This window comes from Sorangium sp. So ce327, assembly GCF_051530205.1.
Classification (GTDB): Bacteria; Myxococcota_A; Polyangia; order Polyangiales; family Polyangiaceae; genus Sorangium; species Sorangium cellulosum_B.
Genome location: NZ_CP150330.1, coordinates 3468350 through 3482502, shown reverse-complemented (window position 1 = coordinate 3482502; position 14153 = coordinate 3468350). Strand labels below are relative to the sequence as shown.

Genomic DNA, 14153 nt, shown 5'->3' with positions numbered 1-14153 from the left:
CGCGCAGTGGTTGGGGGGTCTACAGCGCTGCGCGCGCTCAGCGCGACACGCGGAGCGTCACTCCGATCGTCCGCGACGCCGCAACTCGGAGATCGCGTTGCGCGACGAGCGCGGCGGCGCTTCCGCCGCGTCACCCCGTCTCGTGCGGAGCGATGGGACTCCTGTCGACACGAGGTCCTCGAGCGCCGACGCCAGCGACTGGTGGCTGGAGAGATCGCCCAGCTGGATATCGAGGGCGACGAGGCGCATCGCGAGCTCGGGGCGCACGCCGACGAGGCGGACGCGGGCGCCGAGCAGGGAGGCCGCGCGCTGCGTCTGCCCGAGCGCGTGGGCCACCTGGGCGTCGATGCTCGGGACGCCCGTGATATCGAGCAGCACGCAGCGCGCCCCGTGTCGGCTCACCCCCTCGACCACCCGCTCGAGCATCTGCCGGGCGCGATCTCCATCGAGCTCGCCGACGAGCGGGACGAGCAGCACGCCGGGCATGAGCGGGATGAGCGGGCAGCCGAGCTCGCGCACCGCGGCCGAGAGGGCGCGCTCGCGCCGATAGGCCTCCTGGAGGCTCGCGTGCTGCTCGGAGAGCGACTGCACGAGCGCGTCCCGCTCGAGGGCGGCGCCGAGGAGCGCCCCCCAGATGGAGATGGTGCCCTCGTCGCCGGCGACCTCGATCGAGCTCGGGCCGACGATCGCGAGGACCCCCCAGTCGTGGCGGAGCGTGCGGATCGGCAGGAGCGTCACCATGAACGGGCCGCCGGCGGTCGACGCTGGCAAGCGCTCGGCGGGCGGGAAATCCTCCCGCGCGCAGACGGCGCCGAGCGAGGGAGTCGGGCTGCCATCGCGGCTGTAGGCGCCGGCGATGACGAGGCGCGCGCGGGTCGCCGGGTCTTCCCAGAGCGCGAGGCAGCCCCAGACAGCGGCGGTCGAGTCGAGCCAGGAGAGCGAGCGCGAGTCTTCCTGGGTGCCGCCGAGCAGCGCGAGGCTCACCTCGTGATCGGAGCGCGTGAGCGCCCCGAGCTCGTCGACGAACTGCCGCTCGGTCTCGACGCGAGCCAGCATGAGCGAGAGGCGCAGCCGCTCCTGGAACTCCTCGGCTCGCTCCTCCGCGGACTCCGCTGCTTCCCTGTCCAGGCGCGCGCGGCGTCGCTTTCCGGACCGGCCGAGGAGGCGGGCGATCCCCATGAGGCTCTCCACGTCAGGCGTGAGGCGGACGGCCTGCTGACAGGCCTCGTCGATCTCGGCCGCCGGCGGGGGCGCGGCCCCCTCGAGCGCCGCGGTATATCCAGCGATCACGGCGGAGACGCCGGGCCAAACGGCCGTCGGAGGCGTCTCGGGCGGGAGCGGCAGGCGGAGGAGCAGCTCGACCATCTGCCGTTCGATGGCGTTGAGGTCGTCGTCGGGCGCCGCGCCCTTCCGGTGGAGCAAGCCAAGGAGCGGGTCGCACCCGCACGTCCGCCGCCTGACGAACGTGGTCGGCGCGAGCACGGGCCCGGACGGCACGACCTGGCCTGCGCGCCGCGCCAGCACGAGCTCGTACGCGAGCGCTCCGAGGGCGTCGAAGCGCTGGCGCACGGTCGTCAGCGGAGGGGTCGACCACTGCGCATCGGTGATGTCGTCGAAGCCGATGATCGCCAGATCGTCGGGGATGCGGTATCCGGCGGCCTGGAGGGCCGACATCATCCCGAGCGCGTTCTTGTCCGTGGCGACGACCGCGGCCGTGAGCTCTCCCCTGCGCGCGATGAGCGCCTCTGCGGCGCGCTGGCCGCCGGAGTGCCAGTTGTTGTCGGCGTCGAAGACGAGGCCGGGATCGAAGGGGATCCCGCTCTCGACGAGCGTCTCCATGTAACCGTCGAAGCGCGCGCGGATGTCGTCCTGATCCATGCAACCGACGAACGCGATGCGCCGGTGTCCATGCTCGATCAGGTGGCGCACCGCGCTCCGGACGCCCTCGCGGTTGTCCGGCATGACGGTAGGACAGTCCGCCTCGGGGGCGCAGGAGCTGACCGTGACGAGCGGGACACGCGCCTGCGCGAGGAGCTCGATGCCATCCGTGGCGAGCACGACGATCCACCCGTCCACCTGGTCCCGGGCGAGCGAGGGCGCCTGGACGTACGCTGGCGTGCCGCGCACCACCAAGACACGATGGCCGCGCTGCTGCGCCGCCTGATGGATCCCCCTGAGGACCGAGGTGAAATAAAAGCCGTCGAGGAAGGGCGTGAGGACGCCGATGGTGGTCGGGCGGGAGTGCATGGGCTGCGGGCTCGCGAATGGATGAATACCGGATCTCCGTCTCGCTCACCGACGGCGTTCACTGCCACCCGCCAGAAATTCCTGTGACTCTCGAATCGTCCGGGTGTACAGCATCGCCGATCCGTTTGGCCCTCGATCGAACCCTTCTCGCCGTCATGGCGCGCCCCCCGTTCGAGCCCGCGTCTTTCCCCGGAGAGGGATCGATCGGGCGAGAGGAAGGGAGCGGACGGTGAGCGCGCCGGCCGTACGAGCGCTCGTCTCGGCGCTGGGCGCCTGTGCGGCGCTCACGCTCATCGGCGTGCCGTGCGCGCGGGCGGAATGCGATCGCGCGGCCGCGGACGTGTCCTGGGTGCGCCTCGCGGGCGCGGAGGGGCGGTGCCCGTCGGCGTCCCGGTTCCGCGCCGAGATCTCGCGGCGGCTCGGGCGGGAGCTCGTCACGACGGGCAAGGCCGCCTCGATCGAGGCTGTGGTGCAGGGGCAGCCCGGGGCCTGGTCGGCCACGATCCGGACCGAGCTGTGCGACGGCGCCCCGCCGACGGTCCGCGAGCTCTCCGACGACCGGCAAAGCTGCGATGGGATCGTGGCCGCTGCAGCGGTGCACATCCTGCTCGCGACCGATCCCGAGGCCGGCCTCGCCCCCCCGACCGCCGAGGCGCCGCGCCCCCCGCAGGCCCCCGAGGCGCCGCGTCCCCCGCCGCTGCCTGCGCGCCCTCCGGCGGCGGAGCGGGCCCCGGAGCCGCCGTTCCCCTGGCCGGCGGAGGCCAAGGCGACGCCGCCCCCGGCCGAGGCCCCGCCGCCGCCCCGGCTCTCGGTCTCCTGGCGTGGGTTCGCTTCCACGGGCATCGTCCCCTCGCCCGGGTTCGGCGTCGCCTTGTCGGGCGAGTGGTCGATCCTGCCGCGGTGGACGCTCGAGACAGGCGCGCTGTGGCTCCCGGAGCAGCACGCGACCCGGCGGACGTTCGCCTTCGGGCTCACGGCGGGCTGGCTCGGCGCGTGCTTTGAAATGGTCCGGAGCCGCTCGGCCGCCTTCGGGCTCTGCGGCCGGGCGGTGGCGGGCGCCATCTACGCCGTCATCCACGGGGACGACGACGTCCCGCCGACGATCCTGCCGACCGACGTCGGCTCCCGCGCGTGGCTCAGCCTCGGGGCCGGCACGCGGCTCGGCGTCCGTGTCCTCGGGCCGCTGCGGCTCGAGACAGGCATCGATCTGTTCGTTCCAGTGACACGGTACGATTTCCAGCTCGAGGGCGGGCTGCCGACGGGCCTGGAGCAGGCCGCGCTCGCCGCCGCGGTGTTCGGGGGGGTCGGCCTCACATTTTGATGAAGGAGCCCCGGGCTGCCGGCATTCAGTTTTCCGTGGAGCAGTGCTTACGAGCCGACGTCCTGCGCGACGCCAAGCAGCCGCCGCGGAGCCTCGTCGCCCTGCACGCCGAGCACGGCAACTTCGTCTGGGCGACCCTCCAGCGGTTCGGCATCCAGCACCCTGACCTGGAGGATGCCTTCCAGGACGTCTTCGTCGTCGTCCAGCAGCGGCTCCCGTCCTTCGACTGGGCTTGCCCGATCACGACCTGGCTCTTCGCCATCTCCCGCCGCGTCGCCTCGTCTCACCGCCGCCGCGCCCACACGCGCCGCGAGCGGCTCGGCGAGGTGGTGGACGACGTGCCGGACTCCGCGCGCGGCCCGGAAGAGATCACCTCCAGCCGCGAGGCGCGGCAGCAGCTCGAGGGCATCCTCGAGGCCATGGATCTCGATCGCAGGGCCGTGTTCGTCATGTTCGAGATCGAAGAGATGCCGTGCGACGAGATCGCGCGCCTGGTCGGCGTCCCCGTCGGGACCGTCTACTCGCGGCTCCACGCGGCGCGGAAGGAGTTCGCGACGCTCCTGAAGAAGTCCGAGGCCGAGCGCGCGCGCAGGGGGGCCAGATGAGCGATCCGAAGCGATGGAACCAGGAAGGAGGAGGCGCCCCGCCCGGCGCGCGCGAGCTGCTGCGCGCCGCCGCGCCGATCCGACCGATGACCTCCGCCGAGCTCGCGCGCACCGCGGCCCGGGTGGCGCCGCTCGAGACGGCCGCGGGCGCGGCCGCCGGCGCCGGCGCGACGATGCCGGCGTGGATCAAGGGGATCTTCCTCGTGGCGGCCATCGGGGCGGGCGGGGCAGGGCTCCGCGCTGTCCTGGGCGAGGCCCCGAGCGCCGCCGCGCCGATCGCGCCACCTCCGGCGCTCACCGATCTGCCGCTGGAGCGGCTGCTCTCCCGCGCGGAAGGCCGCGCGACGGCCGGGTCGCCGGCGGCCGACGCGCCGGCGGCCGACGCGCCGCGCCCGACCCCCTCGGCCCTCCGCCGCGAGGCGCCGCGGAGCCTTCGACCGGCGGCGCCAGCGCCGGAGGCGACCGCCGCGGCCGACGGCGACGACCTGGTCCGGGAGTCCAACCTCGTCGACGCGTCCAGAGCGGCGCTCGCGCAGGATCCGGAGGCCGCCCTCGCCGCGCTGGAGAGGCACCAGGCCGAGTTCCCGAAGGGGCGGCTCGCGGAAGAGCGGGAGTTCATCGCGATCCGCGCGCTGGTGCGCCTCGGGCGCGCCGACGAGGCGCGGGCGCGCGCGGCGGCGTTCTTGGCGCGGTATCCATCGAGCTCCTTCGCCGACCCGCTGCGCCGGATCGTCGGCGCGGCTCGGTGATTGCCTCCACGACCGCGGCTCCGCCAGCGAGACCAGCAAACTCCACACCACGTTCGAGCACACGAGCGGGAACACCTCGCCTGCGCCGGCGGCGACGACATCGACGCTCGCGCGGACGACATGAAATAGACACGAAAACTACGCTCGCACGGACCGCGAAAAATTAACGCGAGCACAAACACGAGCGTTCATATCGCTTGCCCTGTACGTAAACAGTATTAACATACGACCCGCGTTCACGGGCGGCCGCGCCGAGAGGCGGCGGCGCCGGGGCGTTTCATCGCAGAACGGTGGATTCAGCGGCTCGATGAGGCCAGGCTGCCGTGGCAGCGTCGGCCTCGGCGAGGCACGTCGCCCACGCGGCGCGCGCCGGGCGTCGTCTCTTTGCGGACCGACGCGGGCGCTCGCCGGCGGTCGTCCTCCTCGGGCCGCCCCGTCCATCCGCGAGCGCGCACTCGCCCTCTCGCGGCTCCGCCGTTCTTCGGGGTCATTTCAGGAGGTTTCATGTCGTCGAAGCTATCGAGTTCGAGCAGTCCGGTGCGCTCTCATTCTGATTCTGCCTCCCCCGGCGCGTGGCGGGGTGCGCGGCGCGCCGCGCTGGCCGCGCTCGCGATACTGCCGGTTTCTTGCGCGGATCTCGGGCCCACGGACGGCGCTCCGGCCGATCTCGCCGAGGGTGAGATCGCGGAGGCCGGCCAGGCGCTCTCGCTGCCTTTCCCGATCAAGGAGCGGAGCTCGCTCGTCATCACGAACACCGACATCGTGGGCGCGTTCAAGCTGAAGAACGTGCTCCAGCAGCTCATCGATCAGGCGGGCGTCAGCCTGACGCCCCTCCAGCTCTTCCAGCAGTTCATGGACACGAACCGGAAGGCCGCGGACGGGATCGGCCTCGGTCCGCACTGCGACGACACGGTGATCCCCGGCTCGGCCGGGTCCATCAACGGGTGGCCGATCGACTGCCCCCGCGTCGTGGGCCTGGAGGCCGACAGGGATCCTTTCGCCGATGAGGAGGCCCCGAACGCGTACGTCGCCACGACCCTGTCGAACCGCTTCGACCTCGCCCCGCCCGACGGCGCCAACTGCGGTGAGTACCGCGTGGTCTTTGCCAGGCGCTCGGGCATCCCGGAATCGGCGTTCCAGATGCGCAACCTCATCATCTTCGAGGGCCGGCTGCCCAACCCGACCCCGAGCCTGGGCCGTGAAGGGTGCCGTCCGGTCGTCGATTTCTGGTACAACCTGTCGAATCCGTCGAACAGCCTGGAGGCCCGGAGGGACGCGCTGCTCGACTTCTATTTCGACGGCCTGGACGGGTTCGAGCCCGTCTTCCACATCGATCACTACGGCCAGAACGCGGGCCCGTACGGCGGCCAGATCCGGACCAACGAGTTCCTCTTCGCCCCGGAGGTCGACGGCGATCCGCCCGCGCCCTTCACCACGTGGAACCTCCGGGAGTTCAGGCTCCTTCACAGCGGCTCGGGGAGCAGCGCCACGCTGGTCGTGACCCCGTCGTTCGTGAAGGACAACCCGGCCGCGCCGCTCTTTGATCCCGCCTCGACCGACGCGCGCGCCGTCGCCTTCAGAAACACGTCGTTCCCGGGCCTGGTGGAGCGGCTCGCCGCGGCCGACGACATCAACCGCTTCGCCCTGGAGCCGAGCTATCCGACGACGATGAACGCCGGAGAGAGCCAGATGATCGGCCTCCAGAACAACTACTTCGCGACGTTCGGCGCCGGGCCCTCGGCGCTCAGGACCAGCATCCAGAACAAGCTCACCGCGATGGGCAGCGCGCTCACCCCGGATCAGGTCGTGGGGCGCGCGTTCTCCCTGTCGTGCAGCGGGTGCCATGAGCCGATCGGCGACGCCACGGGCTCCCCGACCGTCGAGCTCGATCTCGGCACGACCGCGACGCTGGCGAAGCTGCGGCCGTTCACGCAGACCTCCGAGCAGCTGGAGGCCGATCCGGACGAGCCGGGCGGGCAGCGCTTCAAGATCTCGGAGGCCCTCACGGACGTGTTCATCCCGTTCCGGAAGAACGTGATGGCGGAGTTCCTCCTCAACAACCCGATCCTCGGGTTCGAGAAGCCGGGCGCGTGGACGTCGGCGCAGGCCCAGCTGTCGGTCCACACGGGCCGGGTGGTGGAGGGCATCTCGTCGCTCCAGGTGCAGACGCCCTCCTCGTTCAACGCGATCGTCAGCCCGAGCTTCAGCTCGGCGAACCTCGCGCCGGTGGGCAACAAGATCACGCTCGATCTCTTCGTGTCTCCCGTCCAGCCGAACCCGAGCTGGGTCGGGAACATCGAAGTGCTGATCTCGATCCCTTCGGCCGGCATCCACAACCAGTGGGCCGGCAACGTCCCGCTCACCCCGCTCACCCGGGGCCAGTTCGTGAGGATCCAGTTCGCCACGCTGCCGACGGCCACCAAGAACGCGCTGAACGCAGGGGCCAGCGACGTGAAGCTGCAGTTCAACCTCAACGTGAACAGCAACTCGGGTCCGTACTACCTCGACAACGTGCGGTTCGAGAACTGACCGCGAGCTCAGCGCGCGCCGCGGCCGGCCCTCCCTCGCCGTGAGCTGCGCGGCGCTGTCGCCCGCGCTCGCGGGGAGCGAGCTCTTCGGCCACACGCAGGGGGCGTCCCCGAAAGCGCTCACCATGAAGCACGGCCTGCTCGAGGCCGCCGAGGGAAAGCCCGCGCCTCGCGCCAGACCAGCGAAGGTGCGAGATAGAGCGACAAGCCCCCCCTACGCCCCCTATGCCCCCGGTGCGAGCGAGCCTCGAGCGGCGCGGGCCGATTGCGTGTTCTGCACAACAGATGCACCGATTGCGTGTCCTGCACAACACATGCGCACGCGATGCGTGCTCCAGACTCGCCGAGCACGTCGGGTCGCTCTTTTCACGTTGGCGCGCAACGTGCGAGTCTGGGGATCGTGCAGGCCCGGACGGCAAGGCGAGGAGGGTGTTTGTATGAGCTCAATCCATCCCGGTGCGGCAACGAACGCAGTCGCAGCGTCCCTGGCGCGCCCCGCGGCGAGCGCCGGCGCGAGCGTTAATCCCGGCGCAGGGGCGCCGGAGCTCTCCGGAGGGGAGCTCGAGCCGCCACCCAGCGTGACGCGCGCGCTGGCCGCCACGGCGGAGTCGGAGGGCACCGAGCGCGCCGCGTCCTGGGAGCTCTGTACCGCGATGCTCGCGATCGCCACCGGCTGGCTCGCGTGGACGCTGCCGGAGCCGAGCGCCCGCGACGTGCTGCTCGTCGCGCTCTGTCTGGCGCTCGTCGCGATCGAGCGCCGCAGGGCCGGCGCGCACTTCAGGAAGGCGATCGCCGCGGCCGCGGGCGCGCGCGGCGCGACGGCGGGCGAGGCGACGCGCGCCGCCTGGCGGCTGGACGCGGCGTTTTGCGCGGCCCGCGCCACGGGGCGAGGCGCGATGGGCGAAAGGCGCCGCTGAGCGAGCTCGCCCGCCGGAGAGGCCTCGCGCCGCCGGGATCACCGGCACATCACGAGCACGTCTCCCCTTTCGCTGACCCGCGCGCTCCTCCGGGCTCGGCGTCGAACGGCGAGCCGGCCTGTCCGCACCGCGCGCGCCATCCTCCACCCACGTCGCGCTCGCGGAACTCGGGGCGCAGCTCGCTGCGCGCGTCGGCCGCGAGCAGCTCGCACGGATCGAAGTAGTGCGACGTCCGCGCCTGCGCGGCGATGGGCGGCAGCTCGCCAGAGAACTCCGGCACCCCGGGGCAGCGATGGTGCCAGAGGGCATAACGCTCCGGGACGTCGCCCAAGCAGAGCACCTCCTTTACGCCGCCGTTGCAGTTCGTGCTCACGACGAGCACCGGCGCCGGCAGCGGCGCGAAGCGGTGCACCCGGAGGACCACGTCGTGGTGGAACTCGCCCTGCTTCCAGTGGGCGAGGAGATCGAACTCGCCATGTCGATCCCGGATTTCCTGCAGCAACGACCCGAGATCCATCGCATCGGCGAGGGCTTGAACAGACGCATCGGTCATGGCGCGCGCTCCTTCGACGGTGAGCTGCCGTTGGTGTAGCACGGCGCCCGCGCGGCGCCGGGACGCGGGGCCCTCCGCCGGTGGCGGAGAACTCGTGTCCTTGCACCGCACCAGCGAGCACGCCCGATGCGTCGCTCGCCGGGAGATCTTCACAGCGACATGGTCGCGTGAGGAGACTCGACACGAGGGGTCGTCACCGCCGACTCCCGCGCTTGCGCCCGAGCGACGCGCCGCGTATCGTCCGTTGCCTGAGAGCCCTCCGCGGCGGTGAAGGCGCGCGGGCCAGTCGAGCTCACGCCCGTGCAATCGTCCTGGCCTGTCTCCGTCGTCGCCCTGACTCCGGCCTCTTGCGGGGCCGTCCTGTGGCGCGCGCAGGGCGCGGAGCGGCTTACGGTCGTGGTCAAGGCCACGTTTGCCCTCGTCCACGACACGAGCGCCGAGCTCGCCGCCCCATCGGGCCTGATCCGCGCCGATCGGCTCCGAGACGGCTGGGGCAGCCTGGAAGAGGCGAGCGAGACAGCCCCCTACCTGCCGTGCGCGGGCGTCATCGTGCGCGGGCACGCGGCCGCGCCGGCGGGGACGACCGCCACGGCGCTCTCGGTGCGGGTCGCGCTCTTCCGCGAGGATCGCTGGGTCCTCGACAAGGTGCTCCACGTCTACGGCGACCGCACGCGAGAGGCCCCGGATCCGCGTCCGTTCGGCCTCATGCCGCTCGCGTACGAGCGCGCTTACGGCGGCCCCCACATCGACGCGAACCCGGTGGGCGTCGGCGCCGGGACGGCGCTCCCGAACATCGTCGATCCGGCCGATCCCACGAGGCCCGCGGGCTTCGGGCCGGTCGCGGGGCACTGGGCCGCGAGGAGAGCCTTCCTCGCGCGGGATCAGGCGCCCGATCTCGCGGCTCCGGAGCTCGGGGGCAGCTTCGACTTCCGCTATTTCGTCGCCGCGCCCGCGGACCAGCAGATCGAGTTCCTCCGCGGCGACGAGTGGATCCTCCTGGAGGGGCTGCACCCGCACTGCCCGCGGATCCAGTCCTGCCTGCCTTCGGCCCGCGGGCTCGCGCGGCTCCACCGGCTCGGGCCTGGAGGCGACGACCACGGGCAGCCGATCGAGCTCGTCGCCGACACGCTGGCCATCGATGCGGACCGCCTGCTCTGCTGGCTGATCTTTCGCGGGAACGTCGCGCTGCTGCCGGGCGACGAGCCGGCGCGGATGCGGGTGGTCGCCGGCGTCGAGATGGCAGGGCGCCCCGTCCTGTGGCCCCCGGCGGCGGAGGGCTCTCTCGCGATCGCGGCGCCGGAAGGCCCGCCCGCCGCCGGGGAGACGGCGCTCCCGGCGGGGCACTGGAGCGCCGTCACGCAGCGGGTCACGCCGCTGCTCTCGCCGCCTCCCCTGCCCTTCTCGCGGCCCCAGGAGGCGCACTGGAGCGTCGTCACGCAGCAGGTCGCGCCGCTGCTCGCGCCGTCTCCCCTGCCCTTCTCGCGGCCCCAGGAGGCGCACTGGAGCGGCGTCACACAGCAGGTCGCGCCGCTGCTCGCGCCGCCTCCCCTGCCCTTCCTGCCGGCGCCGGAGCCGCCGCCGCGCCCGGCGCCTCTCCCGGGGTCGGTGCCGTTTGCGATGCCCTTCGCCCATGCCGGGCCCGAGGCCTCTCCGCCGGCGCGCGTGCAGCCCCCGCTCGGCGGGCTCGACGAGGCGACCCTCGTTGTCGACCTGCCCCCCGCGGTCGACCCGCCCGCCGTGGTGGACCCGCCCGCCGTGGTGGACCCGCCCGCCGTGGTGGACCCGCCCGCCGTGGTGGCCTTGCCCCCCGTGGTCGACCTGCCTCCCGTGGTCGACCCGCCGCCGCCAACCGCGCCCGACGAGGCCGCCGCCGTCGCGGAGCCGCCGCCTCCGCCTCCTCCGGCCGCCGCGTCGCCGGAGCCGGAGCCGGAGGCTCGCGGCCTGCGCGGGGCGGTGCTCGCCCGCCTGAGGAGCGGCCAGCCGCTCTACGACCTCGATCTCGCGGGCGCCGATCTCGAGGGGATCGACTGGAGCGGCGCCTCGCTCGAGCGCGTCAACCTCGCCGGCGCCGGGCTCGCCCGGTGCAACTTCGCGTCCGCGCGCCTCGCCCGGGCGAACCTGAGCGGCGCGGATCTCACCGGCGCGAGCTTCCAGGCGGCCGACCTGACGCGCGCCGATCTCTCCCGCGCCACGCTCGACCGCGCGGCGCTCTCGTCGGCGATCCTCACGAGCGCGGACCTCACCTCGGCCAGAGGCTCGCACGCGCGCTTCGACGGCGCGGCGCTCGACGGCGCCGACCTGCGGCAGGCGCGCCTGATCGAGGCGGTCTTCGACCGGGCGAGCCTCACCGACGTCAACGGGAGCAAGGCGGACATCTCGCGATCGAGCTTCGCGAACGCCAACCTCGCCGGCGCCATCCTCCGCGCGGCGAAGCTCAAGGAAGCGAGGCTCCCCCGCGCCAACGTCGATGGCGCCGATCTGCGCGAAGCGGATCTCACGGGCGCCAACCTCTACGGCGTCACGCTCGCAAACGCGAAGTCGAGCGGCGCGATCTTGCGCGACATCGTCGAGACCCCACCGCCCGAACCCGAAGAGGAGTTTAACGTTTCTTTACAAGGTTGACGCCCAGGCTCTCTTTTGCCTAACTCCACAGGACGGGCCGCCTGGGTATGTTCAAGGCGGATTGATTCACCTCCTCGCGCCAGGAAGAGACACCACCATGAGCGACCTCATCAACTTCTCTTCGAGCATCCTGGAGGGCCCGGCGCGCGTCGTCGGATTTCGCGGCGTGGAGGCGATCTCGCGCCCGTACAGGTTCGAGATCTTCCTGTCCATCCCGAGCGAAGGCGACGATGACACGGACTTTGCGGAGATGGTCGGGGCCAAGGCGCGGCTCTCGATCGATCGCCAGTCCGACACGACCCCGCCGTACGTGTTCGCCGGCATGCTCGCCGGCGTCGATCTCCTGCACGAGTTCGGCGGGCGCGCGCTGCTGCGCGCGGTGCTGGTGCCGCGGCTCTGGGGGCTCACCCTGTCGAAGCACAGCCGCATCTTCACGAAGAAGAGCGTGCCCGACGTGATCAGGCTCGTGCTCGAGGAGAACGGCATCACGGGCGGCGATGTCGAGCTCAACCTCGGCAGCTACGAGGCCGAGGAGCACATCTGCCAGTACCGCGAGAGCGACTTTGATTTCATCTCGCGCTGGATGGAGCGGGAGGGGATCTTTTATTATTTCGAACACACCGAGGACGGAGAGAAGCTCGTCCTCTGCGACGACAAGAGCTACCCGGCCGAGGCGCTCGGCGCGCCGGTCCGCTACCACCCGCAGACCGGCGAGGACAGGAGCGCCTCCGGCTCGTTCCGCACCTTCTCCTGCCAGCACGGGGCGCTGCCGTCGCGGGTGAAGCTCAAGGACTACGACTATGTCCGGCCGCAGTTCCCCCTCACCGGCGCGGCCCCGGTGTCCCAGTACGGGACAGGGGAGATCAGCCTCCACGGCGAGCGCTTCTTCAGCGCCGACGCCGGCAAGCGGCTGGCCCAGCTGCGCGCCGAGGAGTACCTCGCCAGGGAGGCGGTCTACCAGGCCGCAGGCGCGCGGCTCCACCTGCGCTCGGGGACCACGTTCGAGCTCGAGGACCACCCGCGCGCGCGGCTCAACGCGAAGTACCTCGCTGTCGAGCTGCGCCACCACGGCAACCAGTCCGCCGGGCACAGCGACTTCGCGGAGCTCGCCGGGCTCGCGCACGAGGAGGTCTATTTCGTCGAGGTCTCGGCCATCCCGGCGGCGACGCAGTTCCGCGCGGAGTCGCGGACGGCGTGGCCGCGCATCTACGGTTACGAGAACGGCACGGTCGACGGCTCCGCGTCGAGCGAGTACGCGCAGATCGACGACCACGGGCGCTACCTGGTGAAGCTCAAGTTCGACGAGGCGAGCCCGCGGGACGGCAGCGGGTCCACGTACGTGCGCATGATGCAGCCGCACGGCGGCGGCGTCGAAGGGTTCCACTTCCCGCTGCGGCGGGGGACCGAGGTCGTGCTGAGCTTCCTCGGCGGCGACCCGGATCGGCCCGTGATCTCCGGCGTCGTGCCCAACGTGCTCACGCCGAGCCCGGTGACGAGCGGCAACCACACGAAGAACGTCATCCAGACCGGCGGCAGGAACCGCCTCGAGCTCGAGGACCAGGCCGGATCGCAGCGCATCACGCTCTCGACGCCGTACTCGAACACGTACATGCGCATGGGGTCGCCCAACGACGGGCACGAGCTCATCGGGAAGACCGACGGCAACATCCTGCTCGACAGCGGGGTGAACATGGACTTCCTGGTCGGCGCCAGCTGGACAAGCATCGTGACGAACAACATCACGACGACCGCCGCCTCAGGCAACATCACGACGACGGCCACCACGGGCGACATCACGACGACGGCCACAGCGGGCGACATCACGACGCAGGCCGTCGCCGGCACCCTCACCGAGAAGGCCAAGGGGGACGCGACGTTCGTCTCCGAGGCCGGCCACGTCCATGTGAAGTCCCTGGCCGCCGACGTGAACGTCTTCGCCCAGGGCCACTACAACATCAAGGCGATGGGAAACAAGAACGAGACCATCGCGGGCGACCACAACACGACGAGGCTCGGCAACTTCAACCTGAACACGATCGGGAGCGTCCGCGCCCTCGTGCTCGGGAAGAGCACGTCGATCACCATGGGGAACGGCCTTGACATCAAGATGGGCTCGTTCGAGTCGCACACCTCAGGCTCGACGAAGGAGTTCAAGCACAGCGACGCCGAGAGCTTCACCAACGGCAGCACGTACGATCACAAGGTGGGCACCTTCAAGACGATCACCGAGGGGACGTCCCTCGACGTCAAGCTGACGCAGGCCTACGAGTTCACCTTCGGAACCAAGCTGTCGCTGTCGCTCAGCGCCACCGCGGAGGTCGTCGCTGGGTTCAAGTCGTCGGCGAACCTCGCAGGCACGCTGGACCTCAAGCTGGGGCCCGTGGTGACCATCAAGAACGGTCCGGAGCTCGTCATCCAGAACGCCATCTTCAAGGCCGATACCGTCACCATCGAGAACGAGAACTTCAAGCTGAAGAACGTCGTGGCCGAGATCAAGAAGAGCGGCATCTTCATGATCACCTGACGCTCGGGACGGTCACCTGACGCTCGGGCGAGGCGCGCGGCGCTCGCCCACCTCTCGCCGGCGTTCGCCCTCACAGGCGTTCCGGCC

At 71.6% G+C, this 14153-nt stretch carries 9 protein-coding genes and 1 pseudogene; 8 read left to right on the top strand and 2 right to left on the bottom strand.

Annotated elements, in window-relative coordinates:
- Window positions 1-57: 57 nt before the first annotated feature.
- The gene (locus WME95_RS13305; protein WP_437908758.1) at window positions 58-2247 is read right to left on the bottom strand and encodes a substrate-binding domain-containing protein; all 2190 of its coding nucleotides are present in this window, start codon (window positions 2245-2247) and stop codon (window positions 58-60) included.
- A 229-nt stretch (window positions 2248-2476) separates the two neighbouring features.
- Here WME95_RS13305 and WME95_RS13300 point away from each other — a divergent pair, with 229 nt between their 5' ends.
- From WME95_RS13300 to WME95_RS13275, 6 genes and pseudogenes are all read left to right on the top strand, one after another.
- A complete protein-coding gene (locus tag WME95_RS13300; protein ID WP_437908756.1) occupies window positions 2477-3568 on the top strand; it encodes a hypothetical protein in 1092 nt (363 codons plus the stop codon).
- Window positions 3568-4173: an RNA polymerase sigma factor gene (locus WME95_RS13295; protein ID WP_437552182.1), complete on the top strand. Its 606-nt coding sequence runs from the start codon at window positions 3568-3570 to the stop codon at window positions 4171-4173. The genes WME95_RS13300 and WME95_RS13295 overlap by 1 nt, the downstream gene beginning before the upstream one ends.
- Entirely contained in the window at window positions 4170-4922 is a 753-nt protein-coding gene (locus tag WME95_RS13290) for a hypothetical protein (protein WP_437908754.1), read from the top strand. The genes WME95_RS13295 and WME95_RS13290 overlap by 4 nt, the downstream gene beginning before the upstream one ends.
- Window positions 4923-5459: 537 nt before the next feature.
- On the top strand, window positions 5460-7451 hold the full coding sequence (locus WME95_RS13285) for a hypothetical protein (RefSeq protein WP_437908752.1): 1992 nt from the start codon (window positions 5460-5462) through the stop codon (window positions 7449-7451).
- A gap of 16 nt (window positions 7452-7467) precedes the next feature.
- Window positions 7468-7596 (top strand): annotated as a pseudogene (locus WME95_RS13280) (sigma 54-interacting transcriptional regulator); the annotation flags it as partial.
- A 291-nt stretch (window positions 7597-7887) separates the two neighbouring features.
- Entirely contained in the window at window positions 7888-8367 is a 480-nt protein-coding gene (locus WME95_RS13275) for a hypothetical protein (RefSeq protein WP_437552177.1), read from the top strand.
- Between the two features lie 49 nt (window positions 8368-8416).
- Here WME95_RS13275 and WME95_RS13270 read toward each other — a convergent pair whose 3' ends face one another.
- Window positions 8417-8920 carry a hypothetical protein gene (locus tag WME95_RS13270; protein ID WP_437908750.1) on the bottom strand — a complete coding sequence of 168 codons (504 nt, stop codon included), beginning with the start codon at window positions 8918-8920 and terminating at the stop codon, window positions 8417-8419.
- 300 nt (window positions 8921-9220) lie between these two features.
- Between WME95_RS13270 and WME95_RS13265 the strand changes: the two genes are divergently transcribed.
- Window positions 9221-11542 (top strand): DUF2169 family type VI secretion system accessory protein, encoded by a 2322-nt coding sequence (locus WME95_RS13265; protein ID WP_437908748.1) that lies wholly within the window; start codon window positions 9221-9223, stop codon window positions 11540-11542.
- Window positions 11543-11639: 97 nt separating this feature from the next.
- Complete coding sequence (locus tag WME95_RS13260) at window positions 11640-14066, top strand: type VI secretion system Vgr family protein (RefSeq protein WP_437908746.1); 2427 nt, start codon at window positions 11640-11642, stop codon at window positions 14064-14066.
- The last annotated feature ends 87 nt before the right edge of the window (window positions 14067-14153 follow it).